This is a genomic window from Tateyamaria sp. syn59 (assembly GCF_007995245.1).
Taxonomy (GTDB): Bacteria; Pseudomonadota; Alphaproteobacteria; order Rhodobacterales; family Rhodobacteraceae; genus Tateyamaria.
Genome location: NZ_VCBA01000006.1, coordinates 312,191 through 333,978, shown reverse-complemented (window position 1 = coordinate 333,978; position 21,788 = coordinate 312,191). Strand labels below are relative to the sequence as shown.

At 61.0% G+C, this 21,788-nt stretch carries 23 protein-coding genes; 9 read left to right on the top strand and 14 right to left on the bottom strand.

The window, feature by feature from the left end; all coding sequences use genetic code 11:
- Positions 1-154: 154 nt before the first annotated feature.
- The gene (locus FD715_RS14150) at positions 155-763 is read right to left on the bottom strand and encodes a hypothetical protein (protein ID WP_147110846.1); all 609 of its coding nucleotides are present in this window, start codon (positions 761-763) and stop codon (positions 155-157) included.
- A gap of 107 nt (positions 764-870) precedes the next feature.
- On the opposite strand from FD715_RS14150, the gene FD715_RS14145 reads away from it, so the two are divergent.
- On the top strand, positions 871-2,235 hold the full coding sequence (locus FD715_RS14145) for a cytochrome P450 (protein WP_147110843.1): 1,365 nt from the start codon (positions 871-873) through the stop codon (positions 2,233-2,235).
- Here FD715_RS14145 and FD715_RS14140 read toward each other — a convergent pair.
- From FD715_RS14140 to FD715_RS14130, 3 genes are read right to left on the bottom strand one after another with little or no spacing between them, the layout of a single operon-like run.
- Complete coding sequence (locus tag FD715_RS14140; protein WP_223274885.1) at positions 2,232-3,320, bottom strand: M48 family metallopeptidase; 1,089 nt, start codon at positions 3,318-3,320, stop codon at positions 2,232-2,234. The two genes, FD715_RS14145 and FD715_RS14140, sit on opposite strands and share 4 nt — an antisense overlap.
- Positions 3,317-4,588, bottom strand: a complete 1,272-nt coding sequence (locus FD715_RS14135) for a DUF898 family protein (protein ID WP_147110898.1) — start codon at positions 4,586-4,588, stop codon at positions 3,317-3,319. The genes FD715_RS14140 and FD715_RS14135 overlap by 4 nt, the downstream gene beginning before the upstream one ends.
- Positions 4,589-4,595: 7 nt before the next feature.
- A complete protein-coding gene (locus FD715_RS14130) occupies positions 4,596-6,890 on the bottom strand; it encodes a DNA topoisomerase IV subunit A (protein WP_147110840.1) in 2,295 nt (764 codons plus the stop codon).
- Between the two features lie 230 nt (positions 6,891-7,120).
- On the opposite strand from FD715_RS14130, the gene FD715_RS14125 reads away from it, so the two are divergent.
- From FD715_RS14125 to FD715_RS14110, 4 genes are all read left to right on the top strand, one after another.
- Positions 7,121-7,735, top strand: coding sequence for an SH3 domain-containing protein (locus tag FD715_RS14125; RefSeq protein ID WP_147110837.1), 615 nt, complete (start codon positions 7,121-7,123; stop codon positions 7,733-7,735).
- A 55-nt stretch (positions 7,736-7,790) separates the two neighbouring features.
- Positions 7,791-8,621, top strand: coding sequence for an SDR family NAD(P)-dependent oxidoreductase (locus FD715_RS14120; RefSeq protein WP_147110834.1), 831 nt, complete (start codon positions 7,791-7,793; stop codon positions 8,619-8,621).
- Between the two features lie 72 nt (positions 8,622-8,693).
- Positions 8,694-8,900 (top strand): twin transmembrane helix small protein, encoded by a 207-nt coding sequence (locus FD715_RS14115; protein WP_039682290.1) that lies wholly within the window; start codon positions 8,694-8,696, stop codon positions 8,898-8,900.
- Positions 8,901-8,902: 2 nt separating this feature from the next.
- A complete protein-coding gene (locus tag FD715_RS14110) occupies positions 8,903-9,478 on the top strand; it encodes a cob(I)yrinic acid a,c-diamide adenosyltransferase (protein WP_147110831.1) in 576 nt (191 codons plus the stop codon).
- A 66-nt stretch (positions 9,479-9,544) separates the two neighbouring features.
- Here the strand turns inward: FD715_RS14110 and FD715_RS14105 are convergent, their stop codons facing one another.
- Complete coding sequence (locus FD715_RS14105; protein ID WP_147110828.1) at positions 9,545-9,910, bottom strand: VOC family protein; 366 nt, start codon at positions 9,908-9,910, stop codon at positions 9,545-9,547.
- A 190-nt stretch (positions 9,911-10,100) separates the two neighbouring features.
- On the opposite strand from FD715_RS14105, the gene FD715_RS14100 reads away from it, so the two are divergent.
- The gene (locus FD715_RS14100; RefSeq protein WP_147110825.1) at positions 10,101-10,859 is read left to right on the top strand and encodes an electron transfer flavoprotein subunit beta/FixA family protein; all 759 of its coding nucleotides are present in this window, start codon (positions 10,101-10,103) and stop codon (positions 10,857-10,859) included.
- Positions 10,859-11,785, top strand: coding sequence for an electron transfer flavoprotein subunit alpha/FixB family protein (locus FD715_RS14095; RefSeq protein WP_147110820.1), 927 nt, complete (start codon positions 10,859-10,861; stop codon positions 11,783-11,785). The genes FD715_RS14100 and FD715_RS14095 overlap by 1 nt, the downstream gene beginning before the upstream one ends.
- A 53-nt stretch (positions 11,786-11,838) precedes the next feature.
- Here FD715_RS14095 and FD715_RS14090 read toward each other — a convergent pair whose 3' ends face one another.
- On the bottom strand, positions 11,839-12,651 hold the full coding sequence (locus tag FD715_RS14090; RefSeq protein ID WP_147110817.1) for a DUF6473 family protein: 813 nt from the start codon (positions 12,649-12,651) through the stop codon (positions 11,839-11,841).
- 151 nt (positions 12,652-12,802) lie between these two features.
- On the opposite strand from FD715_RS14090, the gene FD715_RS14085 reads away from it, so the two are divergent.
- A complete protein-coding gene (locus FD715_RS14085; RefSeq protein WP_147110895.1) occupies positions 12,803-13,678 on the top strand; it encodes a 3-hydroxybutyryl-CoA dehydrogenase in 876 nt (291 codons plus the stop codon).
- A gap of 51 nt (positions 13,679-13,729) precedes the next feature.
- Here the strand turns inward: FD715_RS14085 and FD715_RS14080 are convergent, their stop codons facing one another.
- The 7 genes from FD715_RS14080 to FD715_RS14050 all read right to left on the bottom strand — a co-directional run bounded on the left by FD715_RS14080 (position 13,730) and on the right by FD715_RS14050 (position 19,096).
- Positions 13,730-14,593: a lysophospholipid acyltransferase family protein gene (locus FD715_RS14080; protein WP_147110814.1), complete on the bottom strand. Its 864-nt coding sequence runs from the start codon at positions 14,591-14,593 to the stop codon at positions 13,730-13,732.
- A gap of 69 nt (positions 14,594-14,662) precedes the next feature.
- Entirely contained in the window at positions 14,663-14,932 is a 270-nt protein-coding gene (locus FD715_RS14075; RefSeq protein WP_147110811.1) for an HPr family phosphocarrier protein, read from the bottom strand.
- A 2-nt stretch (positions 14,933-14,934) separates the two neighbouring features.
- Positions 14,935-15,330 (bottom strand): PTS sugar transporter subunit IIA, encoded by a 396-nt coding sequence (locus FD715_RS14070; RefSeq protein WP_147110808.1) that lies wholly within the window; start codon positions 15,328-15,330, stop codon positions 14,935-14,937.
- The gene (gene rapZ / locus FD715_RS14065; protein WP_370455406.1) at positions 15,327-16,139 is read right to left on the bottom strand and encodes an RNase adapter RapZ; all 813 of its coding nucleotides are present in this window, start codon (positions 16,137-16,139) and stop codon (positions 15,327-15,329) included. Before rapZ ends, FD715_RS14070 begins: the two co-directional genes overlap by 4 nt.
- 77 nt (positions 16,140-16,216) lie before the next feature.
- Positions 16,217-16,642, bottom strand: a complete 426-nt coding sequence (locus tag FD715_RS14060) for an HPr kinase/phosphorylase (RefSeq protein WP_147110803.1) — start codon at positions 16,640-16,642, stop codon at positions 16,217-16,219.
- 6 nt (positions 16,643-16,648) lie between these two features.
- Entirely contained in the window at positions 16,649-18,349 is a 1,701-nt protein-coding gene (locus tag FD715_RS14055; RefSeq protein ID WP_147110799.1) for a sensor histidine kinase, read from the bottom strand.
- A gap of 45 nt (positions 18,350-18,394) precedes the next feature.
- Entirely contained in the window at positions 18,395-19,096 is a 702-nt protein-coding gene (locus FD715_RS14050; RefSeq protein ID WP_147110796.1) for a response regulator transcription factor, read from the bottom strand.
- Positions 19,097-19,443: 347 nt separating this feature from the next.
- On the opposite strand from FD715_RS14050, the gene FD715_RS14045 reads away from it, so the two are divergent.
- Positions 19,444-21,042, top strand: a complete 1,599-nt coding sequence (locus FD715_RS14045; RefSeq protein ID WP_147110793.1) for a phosphoenolpyruvate carboxykinase — start codon at positions 19,444-19,446, stop codon at positions 21,040-21,042.
- 16 nt (positions 21,043-21,058) lie between these two features.
- Here the strand turns inward: FD715_RS14045 and FD715_RS14040 are convergent, their stop codons facing one another.
- Entirely contained in the window at positions 21,059-21,775 is a 717-nt protein-coding gene (locus tag FD715_RS14040) for a hypothetical protein (protein WP_147110790.1), read from the bottom strand.
- Positions 21,776-21,788 lie beyond the last annotated feature (13 nt).

Genomic DNA, 21,788 nt, shown 5'->3' with positions numbered 1-21,788 from the left:
CTTGTCAGACGCCCTTTGTTCAATTGGGGACGCACCCCGTGGTTCACTGCGGGCGGCATGTATTGCCATTGGCAGGGAAAATCAAGCGCGGTTCGGTTGATGCCCGCGCCCGGCAGGAGGCGGTTCGAAACACCGCCACCAAGTTGCGCAAGGGCTAGAGCGCGGCAGGCTCTTCGGCGCTGGCATCGGCGTCGCTGTCGGTCGGCGTAGCCAAGGCTGCGGGATCCGGCGTGAACCAGCCCTCTTCCCGGCTTTGACGCACGAGGAACCGTTCAACCGCCTTTGCGGCATTCTGGCTGAGTTCCTTGAGCTGTTCCTCGGCCGTCATGGTGTAGCCGGTGCCGATGATGGGTGCAGTGCCAAAGGTTTCGAGCACGGTGATCTGTTCGGGTTCATCGTTCAGCTTGCCGCCCGCCGCGTCGTCCCAGACCGTCACGTTTAGGATCAGCGCCGATTTCGGCGCCAGCACCAGCGGAATGCCGGGTTGGGCCAGAACATACCCTTCGACCGAGATACCGAAATGGTAGCGGCTGGCCCCAGCATAGCGCCCGAACCGTTCGGCCATGGCCGATTTGACCGCGGTGGTCAGTTCATCCTCGGTCGCCGGGCGGCTGAGCGGACCGCGCTGCGCGTTTTCTGCCACCACGATATTGTGCACAAGTTGGAAGTCACCCAACGGCACGGGTGCCTCATCCAAATCGCGATTGCTGGCACATGCCGACACCGCAACCATCATCACAAGGCCCAAGACCCAACGCATCATTCCTGCACTCTCCCCGTTCTTGTTGCCCCCGGATAGCCCAGGTGCGGCGTTGGCGCAATTGCCGGGTGCGGACGCATCCCTATATGACGTAAGGAACGGAGAGAGACATGCCCGATACCGCCCTGCCCCGATCGCTGCCTGTGCGCGTGCCGCTGGTCAACGAGGAATGGGGGATCTGGAAAAGCCTGCAGATGGCGCGCAGCAACGTGCTGCGGATCATTCCCGAGCTGTCGACCCGCCTGCCCATCGTGTCGGGCAGGACAGGCAAACGCTGGCATATGATCACCGATCCGGCAGGCATCAAGCGCATGGTGCTGGACAATCTGGACATCTATCCGAAATCGGTTGTCACCAAGAACCTGCTGAAGCCTGCCATTGGCGAGTCGATCTTTATTGCCGAGGGTGCCGATTGGCGCTGGCAACGGCGCACGGCAGCGCCTGTGTTCACCCATCGCAACATGATGAACCTCGCGCCCATCATGACAGGTGCAGCCGAGCGCTGTGCGGATCGGATCGCCGCCGCAGGACCACGGGCCGTCAACCTGCTGGACGAGATGGTAAACACGACCTTTGACGTCATTGCCGATGTGACCTTTTCGGGGGGTGAGGCGTTTGACCGCTCTGGCGTGCACCGCGCCATCGAGGATTACATCTCGGAAGCGGGCAAGATTTCCCTTTTTGATATTCTGGGGGCGCCGGATTGGGTGCCGCGGCCGGGCCGGGTCGTCTCCGGTCAGGCGATGCGAGAGACCAAAGCCGTGGCCGACCGCGCCATCGAGGACCGCGCGGCGCGGGGTCACGACGGCGTGCCTGATCTGCTGGACCTTCTACTGGCGGGTGAAGATCCGAAGTCCGGGCGCAAGATGACCACCGCCGAGCTGCGCGACAACCTGCTGACCTTCATCGTTGCAGGGCATGAGACGACCGCACTGACGCTGGCGTGGTCCATGTATCTGTTGGCCTTCGACCCGACTATTCAGGAACGTGCGCGGGCCGAGGCGCAGGCCGTTCTGCAAGGCTGCGCCGCGACGGGTGAACATGTCGAACACTTGCCGTTCATTCGCTGCATTATTGATGAGGCGCTGCGGCTTTACCCGCCTGCCGGGATGGTGTCCCGCACCGCGCTGGAAGATGATGTGCTCTGCGGGCGTGAGATCCGGAAGGGCGATACCTGTATCATTCCGATCTATGCTTTGCATCGGTCGAAGCTGTTGTGGGACAATCCGGATGCCTTTGAGCCGGATCGCTTTGCCGACCGGAAGTCGGTGGACCGCTATGCCTATATGCCCTTCGGGGACGGGCCGCGCATCTGCATTGGTGCGTCCTTTGCGCTGCAGGAAGCGGTTATCATCCTGGCAACGGTGATCAGCCGGTTCCGGTTCACGCCGGTGCCGGGCAAGGAGCCGGAGCCGGTGATGATCCTGACCCTGCGCCCCGAGGGCGGCGTGTGGCTGACGGCGGAGCCTGCCTAGTCTTCTTCGCAAATCGCTTGCAGCGCGGTCCATTGGGCATCGGATAGGACAGGGGTCCAGTCGTCGCCCGCAGGCGCAGCAGCCTGTGCACGGTCGATCCGGTCTGACAGCGACGGGTGCGACATGAAGTGCGACAGGACGCCGTCATTGTCTCCATACTTGTCGCGCAGCCGTTGGAACATGTCCCCAAGTGCGGAGGGCGAGATGTCGGCCTGCTCCAGTGCTTCGTGCGCGAAGGCATCAGCAGCTTCCTCGGCCCCCTGGGAATAATTCGCGTCGATCAGCCGTTCGGCCAGGAACAGGACCACCGCGCCGCCCGCGAAGTCGCCAAAGAGCAGACCCAGAACGCCGATGCTGCCCGCTGACCGCAGGGCATGGCGCGTGGGATCGCGGCTGACCACGTGGCCCAACTCGTGGGCATAGACGGCTGCAACTTCTTCGGGCGTTTCGGCGGCGTCGATCAGGCCGCGGAAGAACACGACATAGCCACCGGGTAGAGCGAAGGCGTTGATCATCGGGTGATTGAGGACGAAGACCGACATTTCTGTGCCCTCGGGCATAGCGGGGTCGAACGTGGCCGCCATGGCGTCGAGTGCCGCGCGGCCCTCGGGTGCTTCGCAGACGCGTAGGGGCCCAAGGGCGTTATTGCCCAGCGCGTCGCGGATCTGGTTGAACGTCGCTTCACCCAGCGCGCGTTCCGCGCGGGGCGGGATGAAATTGGCGAGTTGGTCGGCCATCAGCGGGATCAGGAGGCCGATCTGAAGTGCGACAGCGGCCACGGCGCCCGCGGCCCAAAGGGCAAGCCGCCCGCGTCCTTGCGGTGGGGCGGCGCGATAGAGGTTGGGCAGCGGCGGCAATGTGCCCGCGTCCGGCACGTAAAGCCGCGCTACCGGATCGGTGATGAGCCGCAGGACGGTGTCGTTCCCGGCAGGATGATCCTCGACCGCGCGCACATCCGCAATCGGCCAGAAGATGTCCGCAGCACCGGCGCGCGCGAGAACGAGATGGGTCCGATCCGAAGACGACGTGATGTAGACCGGCACCGGCGTTGGCATGTCGCCGTCGAAATATGTCGCCTTGGTCATATCGCGGCCCCCAGATCTAATGCCTCGGCAAAGCCTTCTGCCTCGGCAAACTCATCGCGGGCGACCTGGCTGATGTCCTGGAATCCGTCATGCGCGGGCAGCGACAGGGTGCCCGCCATGTGGCGCATCAGCGGGAAGGTCACGAAGGTGTTGTAGACCACCGACCACATCAGGAAGACGCCGAAATACAGGATTACGGATGCCGAGATGGTCAGCCATCGGGGGGCGTCCCCTATGGCGCCGGTGTCGATGCCACCAACGTTGTTCAGAACGTTCAGACCGATAACGGGCACGAGGGTGATCAGCAGCAGCAACAGCCCCAAGATCAGAACGAGATAGGCAAGGATCGTACCGCCTGCATAGATCCATGCCACCCGCCCTGTGCGCAGTTTGGAGGCAAACGTGATGCCAGGAGCCGACTTGTGGTTGGCCATCATGCGCCGTGCGCCGAAGATGTAGTGAACAACGCCTACATAGACGGCGAGGACCAGAGGCAGCAGCAGCCACAAGCGCCAGACCGCCTGCGATGGGCCGTCTGACAGTCCCTCCACGTCGATCTCTGTGCCGAGGGCACCCGCGAGAAACCCACGCACAAACAGGTCGAAGACGGGGCCGATGGGTTGCAGGACCATCACCCAAAGCGTCCAGAGACCGCAGGCCACAACCGCCAGGAAAAGCGGTCCCATGGGACGGTAAAGCATTGTCCAGTGCCCGCCCTGTGTCAGCTTGGCCGAGCCAAAGAACGTCCGGTCAGTGCGGTACTTCTCCAGATAGAACGTCATACGCGGCCAGAGAATACCCGCCGAGCAGATCGTGATCAGCCAATGTATACAGGCCCGCCAAGCATAGCCCCAGGCCCCCGGTTCCAGCCCGAAGCGCACGCCGCGCCAGCGGGTGCGGCCCAGCACGTAGCGCCGGGCGCGGTAGCGGGCATAGAACCACAGCGGGATGACGCCCAAGAAGCTAAGGAAGTAGCCCGCGACGTTGCCATCGAAGACCGAGAAGCTGATGAACATCAGGATCAGGTTCACGACCCCGATGTAGAAGGTCAGGATCACCACCGCGATGAAGAACCCGAGCAGCTTCTCCCAAGGGTCGCCCACATACTCCATAGGATGGCCGCCCGGACGGATCGACGACCAGAAGTAGCGGCGCAGGCGGGTTTTCATCCAGAAACGGTAAAAGCCCAGCGTCAGGATCGACCAAAAGCCTGTTTTCAGCGCCAGCCAGAACACGGCACCCCGGCGGCCCACAAAGCCGACCGGCAGCGCACCGTCAGGTGAATTTATTGTCCCTTGGGAAGCCGCGGGGGGCCATCCGCCCTGCGCCTGCGCGCTTTCCGCGCCACTCGGCAAGGTCGGTTTCTGTTCTTGTCCGTCCGGCTGGGTCGAGCCAGCTGAGCCCGTCTGCCAGGGTGAAGGTGGTTGCATCGCTCAGGCCCCCGTCCTTGTACTTTTGCAGACGCACACCCTTGCCCCGCGCCATCTCGGGCAGCTCTTCCAATCCAAAAACCAACATCTTGCGATTTTCGCCCACAACGGAGATGCAGTCACCCGATACCGGTTTGCACACCGCCACTTTAACGTCGCCGCGCACGTTCAGCACCTGCTTGCCCGTACGGGTCTGCGCGATCACCTCGTCCTCCGGCACGATGAAGCCGTCGCCCGCCGACGATGCGACCAAAAGCTTACGACCGGGTTTATGGGTCAGCAGCGAGTGGATCTGCACCTCGTTCGGCAGGTCGATCATCAGGCGCAAGGGTTCGCCCATACCGCGCCCGCCGGGCAGGTTCGATGCGGAGACAGTATAGAACCGCCCGTTTGAGCCCACGACAATCAGCCGATCCGTGGTTTCGGCGTGGAAGATGAAACGAGGGCCATCGCCGTCCTTGAACTTCAACTCGCGGGTCAGATCGATATGGCCGGTCATCGCGCGGATCCAGCCCATTTGGCTGCACACCACGGTGATCGGTTCGCGGTCGATCATGGCCTCGAGCGGCACATCCTCGACCTCGCCCGCCTCGGCAAATGCCGTGCGGCGTGCGCCGCCTTCGTAGTCCTTGCCGAACTTCTTTTTCGTCTCGCGCATCTGGTCGGCGATGGCCTGCCATTGCAGGTCCTCGCTGTCGAGCAGGTCCTCGAGGGCTGCGCGTTCTTCCATCAGTCCGGATTGCTCGCGCAGCAGCTCCATCTCTTCAAGACGGCGCAGAGAGCGCAGGCGCATGTTCAGGATCGCTTCGACCTGCACCTCGCTCAACTCGCCATCGCCCGGCGGAGGCGACACATAATCCGCCTCGGTCATCGCACGCGGGTGATCCTTGCCCCAATCCTCGCGCATCAGGGCGGCCTTGGGATCATCGTCGTAGCGGATGATGTCGATTACGCGGTCGAGGTTGAGGAAGGCGACGATCAGCCCCTCGAGCACCTCGAGCCGGTGGTCGATCTTTTCCATGCGGTGCTGGCTGCGGCGGATCAGCACCTCGCGCCGGAAATCGAGGAAGGCGCGGAGCACTTCCTTCATCGAGCAGACCTTAGGCGTGACTCCGTCGATCAGCACGTTCATGTTGAGCGAGAACCGCACTTCCAGGTCCGAATTGCGATAGAGCATGCCCATCAGCACGTCAGGGTCCACATTCTTCGACCGGGGTTCGAGGATCAGGCGGATGTCGTCGGCGCTCTCATCCCGGACATCGCCCAGAATCGGCACTTTCTTGGTTTGGATCACCTCGGCCAGCTTTTCGATCAGCTTGGATTTCTGGACCTGATAGGGGATCTCGGTGACAACAATCTGCCACTGGCCGCGGCCAAGGTCCTCCACCTCGTAGCGGCAGCGCAGGCGGAAGCCGCCCTTGCCGGTCCGGTAGGCTTGAGCGATGGCCTCGGGCGGCTCGACAATGATGCCTCCGGTCGGGAAGTCGGGGCCGGGCACGTAGTTCAGCAACGTGTCGTCGCGCGCATCGGGCGTCTTGATCAGATGCAGGCAGGCGTCGCACAGCTCGGCAATGTTGTGGGGCGGAATGTTGGTCGCCATGCCCACGGCGATGCCGGAGGAGCCGTTAGCAAGAAGGTTGGGGAACTGCGCGGGCAGCACGACCGGTTCGGTCAGCGTGCCGTCATAGTTTTCGCGAAAATCCACCGCGTTTTCGTTGAGGCCTTCAAGCAGTGCTTCGGCAACGGCGGTCATCCGTGCTTCGGTATATCGCGAGGCCGCCGGATTATCGCCGTCGATGTTGCCGAAGTTGCCTTGCCCATCGACCAGCGGATACCGGACGTTGAAATCCTGCGCGAGACGCGCCATCGCGTCATAGATCGCGGCATCGCCGTGCGGGTGATAGTTGCCCATCACATCGCCGGAGATTTTGGCAGACTTGCGGAAACCACCCGTGGACGAGAGGCGCAGTTCCCGCATGGCGAACAGGATGCGCCGGTGCACAGGTTTCAGACCATCACGCGCATCCGGCAGCGCGCGGTGCATGATCGTCGACAGCGCATAGGTCAGATACCGCTCCCCCAGCGCGCGGCGCAGCGGTTCGCTGAGGTCCATGTTGGGGTTGTCGGTCTGATCGGCCATAGATGGTGTGTAGCGGCCCCCTTGGTCGGGAACAAGCGGTCAGGTGGATGATCTGCCGTCGGGGAACGAATTGGGCGCACCACGCGTTGCCATCGCACCACAACAGTGAGCTTCGGGGAAAACTGACCGACTTTTACCACTGTCCGGAATCACTCGGTCTGGTATTGTCGAGATGTGTTGCCAGGCTGCTTTTGTAACACGTCAGGTTTGTTTTGGGGGACACATAGCGTATGTGGCGTTTCATCATTGTGACATTTGGGTTTCTGGCGTTCGCCTTTTACGAGATGAGCGGTGGTGCCGATTTCGACCCTGAAGCCACGCGCATGGCCCGGATCGAGATGCCGGTCGCGGTGGAGCCTGAAAAACTCGAGCGCGTGGTAGAGGCCGAAACAGAGTTGCAACCCCCACTGCCCGAGAGCGTTACGCGCGTGTCCCTGAACCTCAACAGCGTCAACGATGTGCTGCGCCCACAGCGCAACGTTCCCACGACACCCGCACGCCAGTTGCCCGCTGCGGAAGAGCCTGAAGTGGCCGACGTGGCGCTGTCCGAAGAGGAGCCAACGGTCATCCTGCCCAGCTTGATCGTGGACACCGCCGTCATCACACCGGTCGATTTCAACGCACCGAGAGCGGCAGAGGACACCGTGCAAAACGTGCGCGAGGTGACTGCCCGCAGCGTGAACGTGCGCGGCGGTCCAGGCACCGATTTTTCGGTCGTCAACCGTCTGACCCGTGGCGATGCGGTCGAGATCTTGCAGGACCCTGGCAATGGCTGGGTCAAGCTGCGCCCGGTCGGTGGCGGTACCGTGGGTTGGATGGCGGACTTCTTGCTCAGCGAAGGCTGATTGCAACGGGCGTGCTGCGCGCTATGGTCCCGCTCGCACAAGAGCTGGACAAACAATGGCACCGAAATCAGTACTCATCACCGGGTGTTCCTCGGGGATAGGCTATGCCGCCGCCCATGGCTTGCGCGCAGCAGGTTGGCGCGTCTTTGCAGGCTGCCGCAAGGCCGAAGACTGTGCCCGTCTGAAGGCCGAGGGGTTTGACAGCCCGAGGATCGACTACGCCGATCCCGACACGATCCACGCCGGTCTGGCCGAGGTGCTGCACGCGACAGGCGGCACGCTTGACGCCGTGTTCAACAACGGCGCTTTCGGTATTCCCGGTGCGGTCGAAGATATGCCGACGGACGCGTTGCGCGACATTTTCGAGACCAACTTCTTTGGTTGGCACACGTTGACGCGCGCCGTGATACCGGTGATGCGGGCGCAAGGGCATGGGCGGATTGTGCAGTGCTCATCCGTGCTGGGTTTTGTCACGATGCCGTGGCGCGGTGCGTACAACTCGACCAAGTATGCGCTGGAGGGGCTGACACAGACCTTGCGCGTCGAGATGCGCGATACGCCAATCCATGTGATTTCGGTCCAGCCGGGGCCGATCACCAGCAAGATCAGGGTCAATTCAATTCCGCATTTCGAACGTTGGATTGATTGGGAAGGATCGGTGCGTGTCGATCAATATCGCAAGAAGTTGCGCAAGCGTTTGTACGAGGACAACGGACCGGATACCTTCGAACTGCCCGCCGACGCGGTCGTCAGAAAACTGCGCCATGCACTCGAGGCATCGAAGCCACGCCCGGTCTACATGGTGACGACGCCGACATACCTTATGGCAGTGCTGCGCCGTATCTTGCCGGTACGCGCACTGGATTGGGTGCTTTCACGCGGGTGACCCGACGCCGCGTTCGCTTTTGGACATGCGCCGCCTACATCGTGCGAAGAGAAGACAAAGGGACAGGGGACCATGGGTTCTGACGCGTTATTCATCTTGATCGTTCTGGCCTGTCTGGCCGTTGTTGTCGTGCTGATGCTTGGCCTGGGCGGCTTTGCCAAGGGCTCGGGTTGGGCCAAGGCCAACTCGAACAAACTGATGCGTTACCGGATCGGCGCACAATTTGTGGCCGTCCTTTTGATCCTGGCCTATGTGGCACTGCGCGGAACGGGGAACTGAGCATGGTTGTACTGAACAAGATCTACACGAAAACAGGTGATGCGGGCGAAACGGCCCTAGGCAATGGCGCACGGGTGGCAAAGCACGCGATGCGCGTGACGGCCTATGGTACCGCGGACGAGTTGAACGCGTTCGTCGGCGTCGCGCGGCTGGAAGCGACAGGCGATATGGACGTGTCGCTAAGCCGCATTCAAAATGACCTGTTCGATCTGGGCGCTGATCTATGCCGTCCGGATATGGAAAAAGACTCGGAATCCGAATACCCGCCCCTGCGCATGACGGATGCGCAAGTATCGCGGCTTGAGGCTGAGATCGACGCAATGAACGGCGATCTGGAACCACTGCGCAGCTTCATCTTGCCCGGCGGCTCAGCAATGTCGGCGCATCTGCATGTGTGCCGGACCGTGGCACGCCGGGCCGAGCGGTTGTCCGTGGAACTCGCGACGATGGAAGCCGTGAACCCCGCGGCGGTGAAATATCTCAACCGGCTCAGCGACTGGTTCTTTGTGGCCGCGCGCATCGCCAACAACGGCGGTAATGATGACGTGCTTTGGGTTCCAGGTGCGAACCGCGACTAGCGGCAAACGCTCCGGGGGAGCGTTTGGCACCTGGAAGGGCGGAGCCCCGGGGTTCCTCGCTCGAGACTAGCTCTGCTCCGGTTCCCACAACTCTATCGGCGTGCCTTCAGGATCGGTCAGATGCGCAAAGCGGCCGATCCCGGGCATATCACCCACCATCTTGACCTCAACGCCTGCGCCCTCGAGTTGCGCAGCCATCTTGTCGAGGTTCCCGACCCGAAAATTCAGCATGAACGCCTTGTCGGCTGCGAAGTAATCCGTATCGGCGGCAAAGGGCGCGAACACCGTCGCGCCACCCTCTGCCATCCAGGGCGTCTGGTCCTTGGCCGTCGGTACAAGATTGATGCCCAGCACATCACGATACCAAGTGGCGAGGCGTTCAGGATTCTCTGACCGAAAAAAGAAACCGCCGAATCCTGTCACGCGTTCCATCGCGCCCCCCCAATGCTTTCCAACAGTGTATCAAAGTTTCCCTTCAGCCGCATCGCATTGAAAACGCGGCGTTCAAAGGCCGTGACGCGACGATTTTGTCCTGTTTCCGTAACGGCGTCTTGGGTAAACCGTGCGGGATAAACTAATTCGGCTGGGAAGCTGAGTCGTTATTTTGAGGAGAGGAACGCTCATGAAGGTGCTTGTGCCTGTTAAACGCGTGATCGACTACAACGTGAAGGTGCGCGTGAAAGCGGACGGTTCCGGGGTTGATCTCGCCAACGTGAAAATGTCGATGAACCCGTTTGACGAGATTGCCGTCGAACAGGCCATCCGCCTGAAGGAAGCAGGCCAGGCCGAGGAAGTCATTGCTGTCTCTATCGGTGTGAAACAGTCGCAGGAAACCCTGCGCACTGCTTTGGCGATGGGCGCCGACCGCGCGATCCTGGTGATTGCCGCCGATGACGTGCATACCGATATCGAGCCGCTGACCGTTGCCAAGATCCTCGCCAAAGTGGTCGAGGAAGAGCAGCCCGGCCTCGTGCTCTGCGGCAAGCAGGCCATCGACAACGACATGAACGCCACCGGCCAGATGCTGTCGGCCCTGCTGGGCTGGAGCCAGGCCACGTTCGCGTCCGAAGTCGAAGTCGCGGGCGACAAGGCCAAGGTCACGCGCGAAGTTGACGGTGGTCTGCAGACCATCGAGGTGAACATGCCGACCGTCATCTCGGTCGACCTGCGCCTGAACGAGCCGCGCTATGCCTCGCTGCCCAACATCATGAAAGCCAAGAAAAAGCCGCTGGACGAAAAGACAGCCGCTGATTACGGCGTCGAAACCGCACCGCGTCTGGAAATCGTGAGCACGGCAGAGCCCGAGGCACGCGCGGCGGGCATCAAGGTGGGCTCGGTCGAAGAGCTTATGGAGAAACTCAAAGAAGCGGGGGCTGTGTAATGGCTGTTCTTCTTCTCGCAGAAATCAATGATGGCGAACTGAGCATGGACGCCACGGCCAAGGCCGTGACAGCTGCCAAAGCGCTGGGTGACGTCACCATTCTGGCCACCGGCGCAACCTGCGCCGATGCTGCCGCGACGGCTGCCACCATCGACGGGGTGGCAAAAGTGCTGTGCGCCGAGGATGCGCTTTACGGCAAGCGTCTGGCTGAACCGGTCGCGGACCTGATCGTGTCGCTGGCTGGCGATTACGAGCACATCGTTGCGCCCGCCACCACCGACGCCAAGAACATCATGCCCCGCGTCGCAGCCCTGCTGGACGCGATGGTGATCTCGGATGCGACCGCCGTTGTCGATGGCAACACGTTCGAGCGTCCGATCTATGCCGGTAACGCGATCCAGACCGTGAAGACAGGTGACGGCAAGAAGGTCATCACCTTCCGGACGTCCACCTTTGACGCGGCGGGCACGGGTGGTTCCGCTTCGGTCGAAACCATTGGCGCAGCGGCTGACCCTGCCCTGTCGAGCTGGGTCGAGGACAAAGTTGCCGAAAGCGACCGTCCCGAGCTGACCTCGGCTGGTGTGGTTGTGTCCGGGGGTCGCGGTGTCGGCTCCGAAGACGACTTTGCGCTGATCGAGAAGCTGGCCGACAAGCTGGGCGCCGCCGTTGGCGCGTCCCGTGCAGCGGTCGACTCCGGTTATGCTCCGAACGACTGGCAAGTCGGCCAGACCGGCAAGGTTGTGGCACCCGACCTCTACGTCGCTGTCGGTATCTCGGGCGCAATCCAGCACTTGGCGGGCATGAAAGACTCCAAGGTCATCGTCGCGATCAACAAGGACGAGGAAGCCCCGATCTTCCAGGTTGCGGACTACGGACTGGTCGCCGACCTGTTCGATGCTGTCCCGGAGATGATCGAAAAGCTGTAATCAGCTTTGCGTTCAATGCACTCGGAAAGCCCGCCGGTCTTCCGGCGGGCTTTTTAGTTTACGACCGGCGCAAGCGACTGCGCGATTTCCTTGTGGGCCGCCGGGCCAAGCATCTGGCGGGCCGCTGGCGCGTCCATCTCATTGAACACCATGCCTTCCGTGCCTACCGCGATCGCATCCTCTGAAATGACCGTCTCAACATATTCGGTGGCCAGTTCGGACACCTTGTCAATCATCTCGCGCGAGACGAAGGCAAGGTCAGTCTCCGGATCCTGCGCCGACGCCTCGGGTGTCTGGCGAGACGCCCAAAGCAGCACAGTCCGTCCCTTGATCTGGCTCAGCACCAGGCGCATCCGCGCAACCCACGCCGTTTGCAATTCTTCCACAACCGTCTCGAACCGTTCGGGAGAGATCAGCTCCAACCGCGCCAGCATGTGATTGGTGAAGTTAAACTCGGCAAAGTCCACCTCGCGGTAAATTGCGCGCAGCAGCGAAGACGCTTCGACAAAGCGGTCATTGCGGCGCGGGTGCACGCGGTAAAACCGGTTCGACATATTGCGCGGGCTGGTGATCTGGATCACGGTCAATTGGGCCTTGCCAGAGACCTCGCGCAAATACGGGTCGGTTGCAAACACGTCGACGCCGCCGTTCAACGACCCGAAATTCACGCAAGTGATGCCAGTTGCCTGCTCGACCAGATCCGGAAACGGAGAGGCAACAAATTTGCCATAGGTGGTGGACCCACCAAAGAACGCAACAAATGGCGCATCCAGAGACCTGCGCGGTCCACGAAACAAGACCTTGGAGTTCCCGTAACGACACGGCAAGTAGTCAAGCCCCCCGGGACCTAACGATTCAATACTCATGAGACCCACTCTCACTATTTTTCCCGACATCATCATCGCAGCGGCAGGTTGACGAAGCCCTAATGAATTTGGGCGTTATTGAGGCATTGCATCCCCTTGCCCCCGGTACGCGGCTGACCCTATGGTGCAGCGACTGGACACGAGGGCGGCGATGGACATCAAGACGGTCGGGATTGTGGGTGCGGGGCAAATGGGCAATGGCATCGCACATGTGATGTCACTGGCGGGCTACGATGTCATGCTGAATGACATTTCCGGTGACGCCTTGGCCGGTGCAATAGCTACAATTGACCGCAATCTCGAACGCCAGGTCAGCCGCGACAAGATCAGCGCCGGTGACAAATCCGCGGCCCTGTCCCGCATCCAGACAACGCAAACTCTTCCCGATCTGGGCCAGACAGACCTGGTGATCGAAGCCGCGACAGAGCGGGAAACAATCAAGCAGGCGATATTCGAAGATCTTGTGCCGCATTTGCAGCCGCACACGATCCTGACATCGAACACGTCGTCCATCTCGATCACGCGCCTGGCCAGCCGCACGGACCGGCCCGAAAAATTCATGGGCTTCCACTTCATGAACCCCGTGCCGGTGATGCAGCTGGTCGAGCTGATCCGCGGCATCGCAACCGATACTGAAACCTTTGAAGCCTGCGCAACCGTCGTCGAAAAGCTGGGCAAGACGGCTGCCACGGCCGAAGACTTCCCAGCCTTTATCGTGAACCGCATCCTGATGCCGATGATCAACGAGGCTGTCTACACGCTCTACGAAGGGGTCGGGTCGGTTAAATCCATCGACTCGTCCATGCGGCTGGGCGCCAACCATCCGATGGGCCCGCTAGAACTCGCCGACTTCATTGGGCTCGACACCTGCCTTGCCATCATGAACGTGCTGCATGACGGGTTGGCTGACACCAAGTACCGCCCATGTCCGCTGCTCACCAAGTATGTCGAAGCCGGGTGGCTGGGGCGCAAGTCACAACGCGGGTTCTACGATTACCGAGGCGAAACGCCCGTACCGACGCGGTAGCGTTTTCTGACCCAGAAAACGGACCGGAATTTTTGCAAAATTCCGCGCGGCTCAGTCCTTGAGAGCCATCGTATGATCCCGCAACCATGCCATGAAACCACGCGGGTCATCCTTGAACCCTGTCACGATTTCCGGATCAAGCGGATGGCCGACGATCGGTCCTTGCGGCTTGTTGCAGGACCGCACAATCTCGTGCAGCAGCAAGCCCTGCCGCAACATCGGCGACACCTTGTCAGCGATGTGATAGGCGCGGCTGTTTGAGCCGGGGAAGCGCATCGGGACAACCGTTGCGCCAGAACGGCGGATCAGCTGCGCGGTAAATACGTTCCACTCGGCCTCGATCGCAGGGCCCCACCATGTCTGAGACGTAGCGACGACGCCTGACGGGAACAGCGCCACAACGCCACCCTCCTTCAGATGCGCCATCGCTTTGGCGCGCATCTCGACCCCTTTGCGTTGCGCATCGGGATCGTGAGGAAAGGGCACGGGGATCATGTAGCTGCCCGCCACCTCGTCGATGGCCGTCAAAAGCGACCGGGTCAGAATGCGATAGTCGGGCCGAACCCGGCCAATCAGATCGGCAAAGATCATACCGTCCACCATCCCGTGCGGATGGTTCGCCACAACGATCACCGGCCCTTGCCTGGGAATGCGGTTCAACTGCGCCTGCGGCGTGGTCAGATCAATGCCCATCACGTCCAGACACGCGCGCCAGAACGCCTGCCCACTCGGCGCGCCCTGCCGCTCGAACTTGCGGATCAGGCGCAGGATGGTCAGCTTGCCGGTGAATGCTTCCATCACGCGGATGAACGAAGCCTTCCACGGGTCGTCAAAGGTGGACGCATAGGACAAGCTGCGCCGATCATAGGTGTTGAACGACACCTTCTCCGGCTCGGGCTTTGCGACCTTCGTCATGTTATGTGTGCTATCGACCAAGCGATCGTCACCTTCTATCGACGAGTGGACCATACTGGCCCGATTGGCTCAGGCCTCTTCCCCGAACTTGTCGGCCACCAACGCGCTGAGCGCATCTGCCAAGGGCTCGGCATCAGGGCCCGAAGTTTCAACGTCAATAAAACTTCCGATTGGTGCTGCCAACATTAAAAGTCCCATAATACTGTCGCCTGATGCAGACATACCATCTTGGCTGACGGTCGCGCGGGCATCGAAGGCCTCGACCACTTCGACCAGTTTGGCGGACGCACGCGCGTGCAATCCCTTGATGTTCACGATTTCAAGTCTGCGTTGGGACATAGTCAGGTATCTGCGCCTACATTCTGGCTATCGATATATTTCTTGCCTGCGCTCAGTGCGGCCTGCACCGCGTCCGACACATGCAGCTTACGGCTCTTGGCCAACTTGATCAGCATGGGCAGGTTAGCGCCGTAAAGTATCCGCCGGTTCTGGGGCTTGCAAGCCAAGAGGCTGAGGTTGGACGGGGAACCGCCGAAAAGGTCGGTCACCACCACCACGCCTTCGCCTGTGTCCACGTCGTCAGCGGCGGCGCAAATCTCTGTCTCCTTGGCCTTGCGGTCGTGATCCGCTTCGATGGCGATGGCACGGACACCCGGCTGTGCCCCCACGACATGCTCAATGGCGCGTAGGTATTCCCCCGCGAGCCCGCCATGTGCGACAATCACGATCCCGATCAAGCTGATGCCTCTTCGCGTTTGCGGCGATCCAGTTCCCGATGCCGAATAGACACTTGCCAGCCAGCCTCTGCAAGGGCTGCCGCGACGGTTTCCGCCATGGCAACCGACCTGTGTTGGCCGCCAGTGCAACCGAATGCAACCGACAGGTGAGATTTCCCCTCGTCCAGCACCGCAGGCAACTGCCACAGCAGCAAATCACGCAAACGTGTTTCGAACTCTTGCGCACGCGGATCGGAATAGATGTGGGTTTTGACCGCCTCATCCAGCCCGGTCTTTTGGCGCAGACCCGGCTCCCAATACGGATTTTTAAGAAAGCGGCAATCCAAAACCATGTCGACAGATCGCGGCAGCCCGCGCTTGTAGCTGAAACTTTGCACCGACACGGCCAGCTGGCTTTGCTCGCCTGGGGAAAACCAGTGTTCCACCTCGGCCCGAAGCTGATGCACGTTCAGATCACTCGTATCAATCAGGACGTCGGCACGCGCCCGCACTGGCGCCAGCAGGTCTTTTTCCCGCAGGATCCCCGCCTCGACCCGGTCCGCTTCCGCCAACGGGTGGCGGCGCCGCGTTTCGGAAAACCGATTGAGCAATATATCGGTCCGGCAGTCGAGATATAGAAGTTCAGGCATCACACCCGGCACCGCTGCAATTTGGCCCAAGGCATCATTGATGGCCGTTGCCGAAAAATCCCGGTTGCGCGGGTCTAGGCCCAAGGCCACCGGTGCCTCGCGATGTGGCGCATCCAGGAGCGCACGGATCAGACGCATCGGCATATTGTCGATCGCCTCGTATCCCAGATCCTCCAGCACCCGGATCGCACTGGAACGCCCCGCGCCTGATGGGCCGGTGACAAGTACAAGGCGGCGGGCGGCGGTCATCTGGGCTCTCAATCCTGGTCGCTGCGTCCGCCTTTCACGTATTGCAACACGGCGAAGGGCCAAGCCGGAGTGTCCACTTTGTGAATACACGGACATGATTGGCCGAGAATGAGCGTTTGATGAAGCTCGGGCAAGCGCTTCGTCTCGACCACATCAAGGTCCACCACAAGGTGCAGCGGGGCTGTCACAGTCTCGGCACGCAGAATGCCGACGCCCCGTGCTTCGATCTGCCCTCGGATCGTTGCGGGCGCGGACAGCAAAATGCCGCTGGCTCCGAGGTTCAACTCGGTCTGATCATCGGCGATCAGCGTGGCGCCCAGTCCGATTAGCTGGAGCGCAAGGCTCGACTTTCCGCTGCCCGACGCACCGCGGATCAGGACACCGCGCCCGTCCACGGCCACGGCGCTTGCGTGCAGGCGCAAGGTCTCCGTCATCGGGTGTTAGACCGGCAAACCAACGACAAAGCGTGCACCCAAGGGTTCCGACGTGATGTCAGCATCCGTGGGGCGGATGTTCTCGGCCCAGATCACACCGCCATGTGCCTCGACGATCTGCTTGGAAATGGCGAGGCCGAGGCCGGAATTGTTACCGAAATGCTCTTCTGGGCGCTGCGAATAAAAGCGTTTGAAGATCTTGGTCAGCGCCTGATCGGGGATGCCTGGCCCGGTATCCTCCACCACCACCAGCACACGATTTTCGCGCTTGCGGGCCCAGACCCGGATCGCGTCGCCGTCTTCGCAGAACGAGATGGCATTGGTGATCAGGTTGACGAACACCTGCGCCAGCCGTGCCTCCAAGCCTTGCACTTCAATCGGGTGCGCCGGCAGATCTGTGATGAATTCGATCCCCTTGCCGCGCGCATCTTCACCCAGGTACTGGCTCAGATTTCCGAGCATTTGCAACAGGTTGAATGGCTCTTCCTCTTCCTTGACCAGCTCGCTGTCCAGGCGGGACGCATTCGAGATATCGCTGACCAAACGGTCAAGGCGCCGCACATCGTGGTCGATCACGTCGAGCAGTTTCTCGCGTTGATCTTCCCGCTTGATCATCCGCAACGTGCCCACGGCAGACCGTAAAGAGGCGAGCGGGTTCTTAATCTCATGGGCCACGTCAGCCGCGAACTGCTCGTTCCCATCGATCCGATTGTAGAGGGCCGCGATCATCCCCCGCAAAGCGCCCGACAGGCGGCCAATCTCATCCGGGCGAGCTGTCAGGTCGGGGATCCGGATGCGCCCCGGGTTCACCTTGCGCGCATTCTTGTCCCGGCCAAGCTCTGCCGCCGCAGCAAGGTCGGCCAGCGGGTTTGCAATCGTGGATGCCAGAACCAGGCTCAGACCGATAGACACAAGGGTCGCGATAACAAACATCTGCAGCACTCGTTCACGCTCTCCGCGCACGAGTGCATCAATTTCGCCTGAGGCGCTGGTCAACGCGATCACGCCCACGGCCGCGCCGTCATGCTGGATCGGCGTCACGACACTGAACATCGCGCCACCTGCAACGGCGAGGCTCTCGCTGATCTGAGTGTCTCCGGCAAGGCTGCGCGCCACAAGTGGCCGCAATTGCTCTTCGATGGGTGCGGGGAGTTCCACCTCCGCACCCGAAAACGGACGGGAGATCTGATGCCACAGCCACCCAAGTCCATCGGTCAGAACGGCCATGTTCTCCGTTTCATTGACCTGATGTGGCAGTGGCGCCAGCATGCCTTCGCTTTGCGCGACAAGCACCTCGGCCGGGTCAAAGACATACACCTCGTGACCCGCACGAAGGTCAAGCGCTGCAAGGGTTTCCGGCACATTCGCACCGTCACCGGTGGCAAGGCTCACCGGCACGCCGGATGGCAATTGCGCCTCAATCACGTCGGCGACCAACTCGGCCTGCGCAACCAGCGCAGACAGGCGCTGCACCGCGAGGCTCTCGCGGGTCGAGTTCAGGTACAGGATACCAGCGACCAGCACGTTCAACGCGATCAGGTTGAACGTGATAATCTTGCGCGCCAGCGGTGAGGCGCGCAACGACATCAGGCCGCGCCGCGCACGCCCGTCGCGCAACTCCGTCGCGGCGGATGTCTCCGGTGCGACCCAGTCTTCCCCAAGAACGATATCACCGTCGCGGGAAGGAGGTGTGCTTGTGTCTCGCACTGCTGTCCTCTCGGCCTGCGCCCGTTCTGGGCGCGCTACGCCTTGTTATTCTTCGTTATAACGATAGCCGATGCCATACAGCGTCTCAATCGCCGAGAATTCATTGTCGGCGCTGCGCATCTTCTTGCGCAAACGCTTGATATGACTGTCGATGGTGCGGTCGTCGACATAGACCTGATCGTCATAGGCAACGTCCATCAACTGATCGCGGGACTTCACGAAACCGGGGCGTTGCGCCAAGGCCTGCAACAGCAGGAATTCCGTCACCGTCAGCGACACGTCCTTGCCCTTCCAACTGACGGCATGACGCAGCGGATCCATCCGCAGATCACCACGTTCCATCACCTTGGTTTCTTCGGTATCGCCGACCACGTCACCAGCGACCGCATCCTGACGGCGCAGCAAGGCGCGGATGCGTTCGACCAACAGGCGCTGGGAAAACGGCTTTTTGACGTAGTCATCCGCGCCCATGCGCAGGCCCAGCACCTCGTCAATCTCATCATCCTTGGAGGTGAGGAAGATCACGGGCATCGTCGTCTTCTGCCGCAGGCGCTGCAGCAGATCCATGCCGTCCATGCGTGGCATCTTGATATCCAGCACGGCCATGTCCGGCAGACGCTTGTTAAAAGCGTCCAGCGCAGCCTGACCGTCGTTATATGTTTCGACCTCGAACCCTTCAGCCTCGAGCGTCATGGACACGGACGTCAGGATATTCCTGTCGTCGTCCACCAATGCAATTTTAGACATTGCCTGTTTCCTTATACTGCTCGTTTTTCTTGATTTTTCAGGCATTGTCTCGGTTTTGGCCTTTCGAATCAATCAATAAGTGCGAATCAGGGGATGAAACCCGCGGTAGAGTGGCCAGAAAGTGGTTAGGAATGGCTAAATTACCTCACATTCCCGCTTTGAGTGCACACCACTGAAACACTGTTTGCGCAACCGGTCGCCATGATGGCGCTAACCTTGTTCGCGGCCCTATTCACCTTGTGAATCCGCGTGTTATGACGCCGGAATACAGCGATGTGACGTCGCTTAATGGCCTTTGGGCCATCCTCTGACCAACAACGCCGCATGTCGGCATCAGGAGAGTTCATATGACATTTGGACGGGTAAACCCGCAGTTCCGCCTCGAAGATCAAGGGATCACTGGGCTGGGCGATGTCTATTACAACCTGATCGAACCCGCCTTGATCGAGCGCGCGCTCGAACGCAAGGAAGGCACGCTCGGCAAAGGCGGCACCTTTCTTGTCACCACCGGCAAGTTCACCGGGCGTTCGCCCAAGGACAAGCACGTGGTCAAAACCAACAGCGTCGCCGACACAATCTGGTGGGACAATAACGCCGCCATGTCGCCGGAAGGTTTCGACGCGCTTTACGAAGACATGCTGGAGCATATGAAGGGCCGCGAATACTTCGTTCAGGACCTGACCGGCGGCGCCGATCCCAGCTATTCCATCAATGTCCGCATGGTGACCGAACTGGCTTGGCATGGCCTCTTTATCCGCCACATGCTGCGCCGCCCGGATGCGGACGACCTGCAGGACTTCATCGCGGATTTCACCGTGGTTAACTGCCCGTCCTTCCAGGCAAACCCGGAACGCCACAACTGCCGCTCCGAAACTGTCATCGCCATGAACTTCGACCGCAAGCTGATCCTGATCGGCGGTACGGAATACGCAGGTGAGAACAAGAAATCTGTATTCACCCTGCTCAACTATCTCTTGCCCGAAAAAGGCGTGATGCCGATGCATTGCTCGGCCAACCATGCGCAGGGCAACCCGGTCGACACCGCGATCTTCTTCGGCCTGTCGGGCACAGGCAAGACAACGCTTTCCGCAGATCCCGGCCGCGTATTGATCGGCGATGACGAGCATGGCTGGTCCGGCCGCGGCACCTTCAACTTCGAAGGCGGCTGCTATGCCAAAACAATCAACCTGAGCGAAGAGGCCGAGCCGGAAATCTACGCCACAACCGAAAAATTCGGCACGGTGATCGAGAATATGGTGTTCGATCCCGAAACCAAAGAGCTCGACTTCGAAGATGACAGCCTGACGGCCAACATGCGCTGCGCTTACCCGCTGCACTATATCTCAAACGCGTCGTCCTCGGCGCTTGGCGGGCACCCCAAGAACATCATCATGCTGACCTGCGACGCCTTTGGTGTCCTGCCCCCCATCGCTCGGCTCACACCTGCGCAGGCCATGTACCACTTCCTTTCCGGCTTCACGTCTAAGGTGGCCGGAACAGAGCGTGGCGTGACCGAGCCTGAGCCCACATTCTCGACCTGCTTCGGCGCACCGTTCATGCCGCGTCGGCCCGAGACGTACGGCAAGCTCCTGCAGGAAAAGATCGCCAAGCACGGCGCGACCTGCTGGCTGGTGAACACCGGCTGGACCGGCGGCGCATATGGCACAGGCAGCCGCATGCCGATTCGCGCGACGCGCGCGCTGTTAACCGCGGGTCTGGACGGAACACTGGCCAAGGGTGAATTCCGCAAGGATCCCAACTTTGGCTTTGATGTGCCTGTCTCCGTGCCGGGCGTCGCCGATATCCTGCTCGATCCGCGGCGCACATGGGACGATGCCGCCGCATATGACGCGCAGGCCGCCAAGCTGGTCGAGATGTTCTCGAACAATTTCGAGCAATATTTGCCCTACATCGACGACGACGTAAAAGCCGCTGCGATCAGCTAAGGACGATCCCGGGGCCTTATGCGGCCTCGGGCACCACATCCGACAGCGGAATATCCAGAAGATACTCCAGATCCTCACGGCTGTTATACGCAAGGAACGTGTCGATCGGGGCATCGCGCCCCTCGACCACCCATTTCAGCACACTCGGCTCCAGGTGCAGGTATCCGATCCGGGCTGCGAACCCCTTGTACGCCACCACGTTGAGAATAAACCCGTAGATCCAGTCTGGATCCCAGCGTTGCATCATCTCGAGCATACCCGTACGCCCGAGTACGGGCGCCAGTCCCACGCCGCGATACTTCCCGCGCTCCGGCGCGACCCAGAACTCGCCGTGATACGCGGCCATGCCATTGATCTTGTGGGTGCCAGGCGTCGCGCGAAAGCGTGAACGGACCAGATCAACGCCTTTCAGCGGCGGCGGAAACGCCCGAAACTGCCGCAGCAGGTAGCCGCTCAGGGGGCGCGCCGACAAACGCACGCGTTTGGCGGCCTGCGTGTGGATCAACTCGCCATCCTCACTGCGGCCGATCAGCCAGAACGCATTGGACTTGTTCAGGCCGTGCATGTCGGGATCAAAGGGTGCGCCCAGCTTCTGCATGGGGCGTTCTTCGGCAACGATATCGCGATACTCTTCAAAGTCCGTGCCGATGGTCAGAGTAATCCCCTGAGATACCAAAATATTGCGGCTGGTCGCGATAAATGGCGCCGCATTGCCGGGGAACTGAATGGTCATAACTATCTCTCCT